The 8870-nt window shown below is 54.2% G+C and carries 6 protein-coding genes and 2 pseudogenes; 4 read left to right on the top strand and 4 right to left on the bottom strand.

Translation table 11 applies throughout. The annotated features are described in order from the left end of the window. Positions 1-1012, top strand: a pseudogene (gene rlmM / locus ACLQ7H_RS25010) (23S rRNA (cytidine(2498)-2'-O)-methyltransferase RlmM); the annotation flags it as partial. Between the two features lie 30 nt (positions 1013-1042). On the opposite strand, the gene xni reads toward rlmM, so the two are convergent. The 3 genes from xni to queF form a co-directional block, all read right to left on the bottom strand. After that, positions 1043-1801 (bottom strand): flap endonuclease Xni, encoded by a 759-nt coding sequence (gene xni / locus ACLQ7H_RS25005; RefSeq protein WP_411754995.1) that lies wholly within the window; start codon positions 1799-1801, stop codon positions 1043-1045. Positions 1802-1980: 179 nt separating this feature from the next. Beyond that, the gene (gene ppnN, locus ACLQ7H_RS25000; protein ID WP_411754994.1) at positions 1981-3345 is read right to left on the bottom strand and encodes a nucleotide 5'-monophosphate nucleosidase PpnN; all 1365 of its coding nucleotides are present in this window, start codon (positions 3343-3345) and stop codon (positions 1981-1983) included. A 183-nt stretch (positions 3346-3528) separates the two neighbouring features. Next, positions 3529-4374, bottom strand: coding sequence for an NADPH-dependent 7-cyano-7-deazaguanine reductase QueF (queF, locus tag ACLQ7H_RS24995; RefSeq protein WP_411754993.1), 846 nt, complete (start codon positions 4372-4374; stop codon positions 3529-3531). A gap of 63 nt (positions 4375-4437) precedes the next feature. On the opposite strand from queF, the gene syd reads away from it, so the two are divergent. Continuing rightward, entirely contained in the window at positions 4438-4986 is a 549-nt protein-coding gene (gene syd / locus ACLQ7H_RS24990) for a SecY-interacting protein (RefSeq protein WP_411754992.1), read from the top strand. Positions 4987-5604: 618 nt separating this feature from the next. On the opposite strand, the gene ACLQ7H_RS24985 is transcribed toward syd, so the two are convergent. After that, positions 5605-6843 (bottom strand): MFS transporter, encoded by a 1239-nt coding sequence (locus ACLQ7H_RS24985; RefSeq protein ID WP_411754991.1) that lies wholly within the window; start codon positions 6841-6843, stop codon positions 5605-5607. A 280-nt stretch (positions 6844-7123) separates the two neighbouring features. On the opposite strand from ACLQ7H_RS24985, the gene ACLQ7H_RS24980 reads away from it, so the two are divergent. Together ACLQ7H_RS24980 and ACLQ7H_RS24975 are read left to right on the top strand one after the other, a co-directional pair. Continuing rightward, the gene (locus ACLQ7H_RS24980; protein WP_411754990.1) at positions 7124-7450 is read left to right on the top strand and encodes a YqcC family protein; all 327 of its coding nucleotides are present in this window, start codon (positions 7124-7126) and stop codon (positions 7448-7450) included. 391 nt (positions 7451-7841) lie between these two features. After that, positions 7842-8870, top strand: a pseudogene (locus ACLQ7H_RS24975) (alpha-2-macroglobulin family protein); the annotation flags it as partial.

Raw genomic sequence — 8870 nt, 5'->3', positions numbered from 1 at the left:
CTTTGCCAGGGTCAAGGACAATAGCGGCTATGTGCTGTTTGAATGCTACCAGCCGGACGATGCCGATCGCCTGGCGAAAGAAATCCCGTTCCGTGAGCTGATCTTTGCCCGCCAGATGTTGGTGGTGTGAGAACTGCTGCGTGATTTGCCGCCGGAAGATCGGGTTTCACCGATTGTCGGCATGCTGATGGGGGTAGTCGATCGCGGCGGTGAATTACGGGTAGAAGTGCCGGATACCAACGAAAGCAAAGAGCTGCTGAAATTCTGTCGCAAGTTGACGGTACCGCTGCGTAGCGCGATGCGTGAACAGAAAGTGCTGATGGCTCGTGAGAACGCCTCCCGCCCGGTGGTGCACGTATTCTTTATCGCGCCGGGATGTTGCTACGTGGGCTATTCCTACAGCAACAACAACTCCCCGTTCTATATGGGGATCCCACGCCTGAAGTTCCCGTCCGATGCGCCAAGCCGCTCTACGCTGAAGCTGGAAGAGGCTTTCCACGTTTTCATCCCGGCAGACGAATGGGACGAGCGTTTAGGTAGCGGGATGTTTGCGGTCGATCTGGGGGCTTGCCCTGGCGGCTGGACCTATCAGTTGGTCAAACGCAGCATGATGGTGCATTCGGTAGATAACGGCCCGATGGCCCAGAGCCTGATGGATACCGGGCAGGTGACCCATCACCGCGCCGATGGCTTCAGGTTCGAACCGACCACCAGCAAAAACTACTGGCTGGTGTGCGATATGGTCGAGAAGCCGGCAAAGGTTACCAGCCTGATGATCCAATGGTTGCTCAAAGGCTGGTGCCGTGAGGCGATCTTTAACCTGAAGCTGCCGATGAAGAAGCGCTACGAAGAGGTGGCTCAGAACTTGCAAAGTATCCACGAAGCCTTGGCCAACGAGGGAATTAGCGCAGAGATCCACGCCAAGCAGCTGTACCACGATCGTGAAGAGGTCACCGTGCATGTGCGCCGCATGTGGTCGGCCATTCCTGGCCGCCGCGACGAGCGCGAGTAAGATCTAAGGGCGTTGCTGCTGGCAGCGCCCTTAGCTTTTTGGCAAACGTAACTGTTGCAGGTTGCCGTCCAGCGTCAGATCGGTACGCAAGGTGGCGACCTGTTTACTGATATAGGCCAGTTCGCGATGCTCTAACAGCTTGCTGTGCCACTTCTCCGGCACCTGTTCCAGGTGTTGATACAGACCATCCAGACTCCCCATCTGTTGCAGCAGCAATACTGCCGTTTTTGGCCCGATACCGGCAACGCCTGGGATCTTGCTGCTACCAATGCCTGCCAGCCCCCAATAATCCGTGAGCTGTTGTGGTAACACGCCAAACTCTTGCTGCACAAATGGCATGTCCAACCAGCGTTTCTGGAAGTAGTCACGGATCTGTACGCTGGGTGCCAGTAGCTGGCAGTAGCCTTTGTCGGTGGAGACAATCGTCACCTGGTGACCACCAGCGGCAATTTTTGCCGTCAGGGTCGCAGCCAGATCGTCCGCTTCATTGCCTGCGGAATGCCAACTGGCCACCCCGAGCTCGGCAAATGCCTCACGCAACTGCGGCATTTCCTGATGCAGGTTTTCCGGCATTGGCGAGCGTCCGGCTTTGTAATCGGGCAGGATTTGATGGCGCCAGCTCTCGCTACGGTCGTCTTCGTCGAATACCGCCACGGCGTGGGTGGGCTGGCTGTGTTGAATCAACTGCTGTAGCGCATGCTTGCAAGCATTGACACAAGGGGACCCCTGCACCGCATGAATGCGGCGGATTAAATTCAGAGCATCGACAATCAGTAAATGTATAGGCATATACTCGTCGTCTTTCAAGCTGTAGCGTTGTTACCTGCGTGCGTCAACTCCAGTCACTTAGCTTACTAAGCTCCTGGAGATGAACGCACTTGTCGCCTAGCTACAGCTTGAAATCCATAGAGTGAAGGCAACAACGTCAGAAAAATAAGGGCGGTTATGACGCCGCCCAGAGGTGATGATCAGGCTACAATCTCGTAGCAAGGAACGTAGGCAGTTCCCGGCAGCTTCATCCGGTGCTGGGCGACAAAGCCCTGCAACAGACTGTCCATCTGCTTCATCATCAACGGATCGCCATGCAGCTTGTAAGGGCCGAACTGTTCGATGGCATGAATGCCGTTCTCCTTCACGTTACCCGCCACAATCCCTGAGAACGCACGGCGCAGGGCCGCAGCCAACTGTTCCGCCGGTTGATTCGGGTACAGGTTGAGATTGGCCATGTTTTCATGACTGGGCTCGAAGGGGAGCTGCAGGTCCGGTGCAATACGGATCGACCAGTTAAAGCTGTAGGCATCACCGGTATTGCGGCGGTTTTCTTTCACCAGCGGCATGGCTTTTTTCATCTGACGGGCCACTTCGGCCGGATCGTCGATGATGATGGTGTAGTGACGGCGGGCTTCCTCGCCTAGCGTATTCATGATGAATTCGTCCAGCACGCGGAAGTAATCGGCGCTCTCTTTCGGCCCGGTGAGGATCAGCGGCAGTACCTGCTCGCTGTTTTCCGGGTTCATCAGAATGCCCAGCAGATACAGCAGTTCTTCCGCAGTACCGACCCCGCCAGGGAAAATGATGATGCCGTGCGCGATACGCACAAAGGCTTCCAGACGTTTTTCGATATCTGGCATGATCACCAGTTCGTTAACCAGCGGATTCGGCGGCTCGGCGGCAATGATCGAAGGTTCGGTCATGCCAATAAAGCGGCTGTTGTAGTAGCGCTGCTGCGCATGACCGACGGCGGCCCCTTTCATTGGCGCTTCCATCGCCCCTGGCCCACAGCCGGTACAGATATTCAGCTCGCGCAGACCCAGTTGGCTACCGACCTTACGGGCATACAGATATTCGTTTTCATTGATCGAGTGGCCACCCCAGCACACCACCATATTCGGGTCTTCGTCGAGGTGAAGCGTGCGGGCATTACGCAGGATGGAGAACACCAGATTGGTGATATGAATGGAGTCTTCCGAATTCAGGTGTTGGAAACGCCCGGCGCTGTCAATTTGGCCGTGGACAAACAGGATATCGCGCAGCACCGCAAACAGGTTGGCCTGCAGTGAACGAATAATACGGCCATCCACGAAAGCCTCTTCTGGCGGGTTCACCAACTCCAGTTTTACGCCGCGTTCACGGCGCAGCACGTTGATATCAAAGTTTTCATAACGCGATAGCAGCTGTTTGCTGTTGTCGGTCTGGCTGCCGGAGTTTAACACCGCCAGGGAGCAGTTACGGAACAAACGGTACAGGTCGCTGCTGGCGGTACGCTTCAGCATGTCAACTTCCAGCTGCGACAACAAATCCATAGCGCCAAGTGGGCTGATATGTGTAATCAAGGTAACTCCTTTGCGCCCATAAATAGGGCGATAATAATCCTTACCTGCCTCTGCGCACTGCGGTAAGAATTTTGTATTGCCTACTGGAATGCCTGAGCAAAAAGCGGGCACTCTTGAATTAACCTTACCGCCGTCCCCGGATTTTTACCAATACAAACCGCCTGTTAGCTCAGTTGTTGAGCATTATTGGCGGGCCAGACGGCCGTGTGACGGTTCGAATGCCACATTGCTACGCCAAGGGTTGATATCCAGGCCACCGCGTCGGGTATAACGAGCGTAAACGCTCAACCGTTGCGGCTGGCAGAAACGCAGCAGATCGTTAAAGATCCGCTCAACGCACTGTTCATGGAATTCGTTGTGATGACGGAACGAAACCAGATAGCGCAGCAGGGCTTCACGGTTGATCTGCGGACCACGATAGCGGATTTGCACCGAGCCCCAATCGGGCTGGTTGGTAATCAGACAGTTGGACTTCAGCAGATGGCTGACCAGCGTTTCCTCAACGATTTGGCTCCCGGCTGCGCCTTCCAGGTAGCCAGCATCGAACTCGTAGTGATCAATGCTGATGTCTTGCTGGTCGAGGCATTCGCCCTCCAACCGGGCGATAGGGATGCCTTCAAGCCGATCGACGCTGAACAGGCTCACGCTGACATCCCCTTGCGCACAGGCGGCGAGATCGCGTTGTAGCGTGCTGCGCACCGTCTCCCAGTCCGGGAACTGGGTTTGGTTAAAGCTATTGAGATAGAGCTTGAAGCTTTTGGACTCGATCAGGTTGACGCTGTTGGCATTCAGGCTGATTTCTCCCACCGCGACCTGCGGCAGCCCCTTGGCATTGAGCCAGGAAAGTTCATACAGCGTCCAGATATCGGCACCGTGGAACGGCAGGTTATCGGGATAAAGCCCCAGCGGCTCCCGGTTCATACTGCGAGGAACCGCTTGTAGCAGTGAGGCATCGTAGCTGTCACGGTATGCGGTTGGTTTGCCCAGCGTCAGTGCCGCCAGAGCCTGATGATCTTGATAGGAGGACATGAGCTGTCACCTTGGTGTGAGATAGGTACAATAGGCACCAGTTTACCGTATGCGAGAAAAAATATGGACCATGATGTATCGCACGCCCTGCGTGAATTTACCCAGCGCTATGTCGACGTATGGCAACGGCAGTACGGCCATGCCCCGGCTAGCCAGGAACTGTACGGCGTGGCTTCCCCCTGTATTGTCGAAAATCGCGATGATACGGTGCTGTGGCTGCCGCAGCCTTTTACGCCAGCGGCTAGCCTGGAAAAGGTGGAGCAGGCGCTGGAACTGCAACTACAGCCGGATATCCACACCTTCTATATCCAACAATATGCCGGGGATATGAGTGCGCAGTTTGGCGAGCATCCGTTGACGCTATTGCAGGTCTGGAGTGAAGACGACTTTATTCGGCTGCAGGAGAATCTGATTGGGCATCTGGTGACGCAAAAACGCCTTAAGCTTTCGCCTACGTTGTTCCTGGCGACCACAGAATCGGAAATGACGGTGGTGTCGCTGTGTAATGTCAGCGGCAACGTGCTGCTTGAGCAATTTGGCAGCAAAAAACGCACGCTATTAGCCGCCTGTTTGGGGGATTTTCTCAATGCTTTACGCCCCAGGGTTAATTAATCGGCTAATTTGTCTTGAGTGCGTGTGAGAGATCTCTTACAAAAGCTGTGAGAGATCGCTCTTAATTTTTTACTTTAGTGGGTCTTTTTTTACTAATTAATCATATATATCAATTTGTTATATGATTATGCCAATGTGGGGTAAGTCAAATTTGCTGTAATCCGTCCTACATGCCCTTGTGAAGGGAAAGGAAATAAGCGATCTTATGTCTACCGGAAGGAAGCCGGATGGAGCAGGAAAGCGTCAGGATGATGCAGCTTCAGGAAGAAGAAAGGGATGCACTCAGGAAGAGTGGAAGGGATTGGTATCAGGATGATACACAGGATGTTTCAGGATTGAAACCAGGGACACCTCCAGGACGGAGATAGAGAGCCAGCACAGGATTGTTGGTGGGTCAGGAAGGCCGAGGAACCGCGTCAGGACGATGCTAGAGGATTTTGCGAAGGATTGTTTTGGTCAGGATGGCCGAAGGGAAAAGTTTTCAGGGATTGAGCAGGGAGCACACTTGTAGCGGGATTAGCTATAAAACGAACCGGGGGCACTGTTAACGCAGTGCCCCCAAATTTTTGTCTGGAGCAAAGGCCAGACAGCAAATCCTGCCTGGCTTCCCTTCAAGGTTTACCCGATAGCCCCCAACGTATCGCCCGTGATTTGTTTCTTCGGTAGCAGGAACAGCGTGGCGAAAATATCCAACAGGTAAATAGCAGCCAGCAGGCTGATGGCGGCAGTAAAGGAAACCTGAGTGACCAGGGCTCCGATCACCAATGGCCCTAACCCTCCAACACCGCGCCCCAGATTGAACAGGATATTCTGTGCCGTAGCGCGAGCCTGCACCGGGTAGGTGTCAGAAATCAGCGCACCGTAGCCACCAATCATCCCGTTAACAAACACCCCCATCAGTGCACCCGCAAACAGCATCAGCGTGGGATCGGTGAGCTGCGCATAGCTTATGACCATCACCACGGCACCAACCTGGTAAATGACAAAGATGATCCAACGGGGAAAACGGTCGGCCAATACGCCGAACAGCCAGATACCGAAGGTCATGCCGATCACCGTGACTCCCGTCCAGACGCCGGATTTGGTCAGCGAGAAGCCAAAGTTTTTAGCCAGATAGGTCGGCATCCAGATCATCAACCCGTAATAGCCAAAGTTCTGCACCGAGCAGAGGATAAAGATCCCCAGGCTGGCCTTGCTGGTGGCGCGATCTTTAAATAGCAGCTTTAATCGGTGAGTAAAGGAGAGTTGCTGTTCGCTGGTTGTCTGCTGCGTAAACTCTTTGGGTTCGCCCATGGTCCGGCGAATAAGGAAGGAAACCAGCGCCGGCAGCAGGCCAACCAGGAACATGCCACGCCAGCCAATATAAGGTAGCAACAGCGGGGTGAGGAAGGCCGCGGCAAGCACGCCGAGCTGCCAGCCCATGCCCACATAGGCCGAGGCGCGGTTGCGTTTCTCTGCGGGCCAGGCTTCGGCGATCAACGCCATGCCAATGCCGAACTCGCCGCCCAGCCCAATCCCCGCCAGAGTGCGATAGGCGAGCAAATCCCAGTAGCCGACGGCAACGGCGCACAGGCCGGTGAACAGTGAAAACATCAGGATAGTGATAGTCAGTACGCGGATGCGGCCAAAACGGTCGCTGAGATGGCCGAAGATCACGCCGCCAATCACTGCGCCGATCAATGTCCAGGTCACCAGCGAACCGGCTTGTGATGAGGTGAGACCCAGTTCAGTGGTGATCACCGGTAGCATAAAGCCGAGTATCAACAGATCGAAGCCGTCCATAGCATAACCGGTTACCGAAGCCAGCATGGCTTTACCGGGCGTAGCGTGATTTTTATTGAGTAATGTTGCGGGCATGTCTTTTATCATGTGTGATTTTTGGGTGCGCGTATTGTGCCGTGCCAGGCGTAGGGCCACCAGATAAAATTGGGCGCTTTGGGCTTAAATGTTATGCTTTGCGGCTCTCAGCCATAGGCTGATTTTACATACCTATACCCTATAGATTTCAAGTTATGGCTAGGCGACAAGCTTACTCATCCCCAGGAGCTTACTTTTGGGTAAGTGACTGGGGTGAGTAAGCGCAGGTAACAACGCCGCAGCTTGAAAGATGACGGGGATAAATTGTTCGGGAATGTCGATGAGTATATCCAACCAGGTTCGCCATAATTTACAGGCGATTGAACAATCCATGCGTGATTTGGCGCTGTGGCAACTGATGCCGCCGGAAGCCGAGGCTTTTGCCAGCACGGAACCTTTTTGCATCGACAGCATGCAGGCCGAAGAATGGTTGCAGTGGGTACTGCTGCCACGAATGCATGCGTTGCTCGATGCTAATGCGCCACTGCCAACGCGTTTTGCCATCACCCCCTATTTTGAAGAAGCGTTGAAGGATAAACAGCCGAACTGCCTGCCGCTGCTGGTGTTGCTACAACAACTGGATTCACTGCTCAATATCGAGCTTTAATCGCGCTGTAAGTTAGACCTGCATGCTCGACCGTAGGGGCGCCGCATGCTGCGCCCACAATGCGCAATTCACGCAGTATGGCTAAAATAGAGTTTCCACCTCCGTGTGGAACTAGTAGATAATGAGTGCATTGCCGCGAGTCACCAAGGAGGGTTTCTCATGCTCAGACAAAATAGATTCGGTTGTTCAGCGATCGCGCTAGGCGGCCCGGCGCTGTTATTGGCGATGGTTCATTTCTATGCCGGGCTATTTGTCCCCTAGGCCATTTTTCTTACTGTGTTGATATTGTCACTAATTACTGGAATGGGTGCAGCCTGTCAGTTGCTTAGGTTCCGGCGTTGGGAATGTTGTCTCTCTGGGTGTTTTCAAGGATTAAAAAGGTGCTGCAATCATGGATTTGCTGAAGTTTATCCTCCGTTTGCCTTTTACGTTGATCAAAGGCCTGTTCCGCCTGTTGGCCCTGATTTTTGGCCTGTTGGGGCGGCTGTTCAAGCCGGTGGTGGGCAACCTGAACTGGAATGCACCTGCCTGGTGGGCAGCGGTATCTGGCGGGGTGAAGCGCGGCTTCCTGCGTCTGGAAGGTGGGGTAGACAAATATCCCAAAGCCATTAGCCTGTCGTTGCTGGTGCTGTTGTGCGCCGCCGGTGGTGCCTTCTATGGATGGCACTGGTGGCTGAATCGGCCACAGCCGATTGAACCGGCACCGATGGTGTACCAGGAAACCAGCGTGCGGGTATCCGATCCTGAGCCGGTTAACTATGCTGTGCAGAAATCTGCGCCACAGCAGGTCATCCTCACCTTTAGAAACTCCGTGGCACCGTTGACCGATGCCGGCAAGGTCGTGGAAAAAGGCATCTCCATCAGCCCGCCCCTCGAAGGGCAGTGGAAGTGGAATAATGCCTGGACCCTGGTCTTCACGCCGAAAAGCCCATTACCGATGGGCAGCAAATATGAGGTTAAGCTCGAGCCTGCCGTGCTGCTGGCCCCGCAAATCAAGCTTGCCAACACCAACTACAGCTTTAGTGCCCCGGCTTTTGACTATCAACTTGGGCAAGCCGAGTATTATCAGGACCCACAGGATCCGCAAAAGCGCAGCGCTATTTTTAATGTAAAATTCAATGCGCCAGTAGATGTAGCCAGCTTCGAAAAGCAGATCGCCCTGGGGTTGGTGGAAGCGAACGCCAAATCTGAAAAGAAACTCAATTTCTCACTGGTTTATGACGAGAAAAAACTTAATGCCTGGATACATTCGGAGCCACTGAAAGCGCTGGACCATGGCGGCAAGGTGCATCTGGTATTAGGCAAGGGGATCAAGTCGGTGGTGGCGGCCAACGCTGTTACGCAAACCAGGGATAACTGGGTTTCTGTCCCGACTCTTTATAGCCTCAAGTTGACGGAAGCCAGCGCCCAGGTGGTGGAC

Source organism: Serratia sp. (in: enterobacteria), from assembly GCF_046715635.1.
GTDB lineage: Bacteria > Pseudomonadota > Gammaproteobacteria > Enterobacterales > Enterobacteriaceae > Chania.
Note: the sequence above shows the minus strand (reverse complement) of the source record. Positions and strands in the feature narration are given on the sequence as shown.

Bases quoted from the DNA above. Each gene is read 5' to 3' on its own strand.
- syd (WP_411754992.1), top strand. From the start codon at position 4,438: ATGGACCATGATGTATCGCACGCCCTGCGTGAATTTACCCAGCGCTAT.
- ACLQ7H_RS24985 (WP_411754991.1), bottom strand. From the start codon at position 6,843: ATGCCCGCAACATTACTCAATAAAAATCACGCTACGCCCGGTAAAGCC.
- ACLQ7H_RS24980 (WP_411754990.1), top strand. From the start codon at position 7,124: ATGAGTATATCCAACCAGGTTCGCCATAATTTACAGGCGATTGAACAA.
- xni (WP_411754995.1), bottom strand. From the start codon at position 1,801: ATGCCTATACATTTACTGATTGTCGATGCTCTGAATTTAATCCGCCGC.
- queF (WP_411754993.1), bottom strand. From the start codon at position 4,374: ATGTCCTCCTATCAAGATCATCAGGCTCTGGCGGCACTGACGCTGGGC.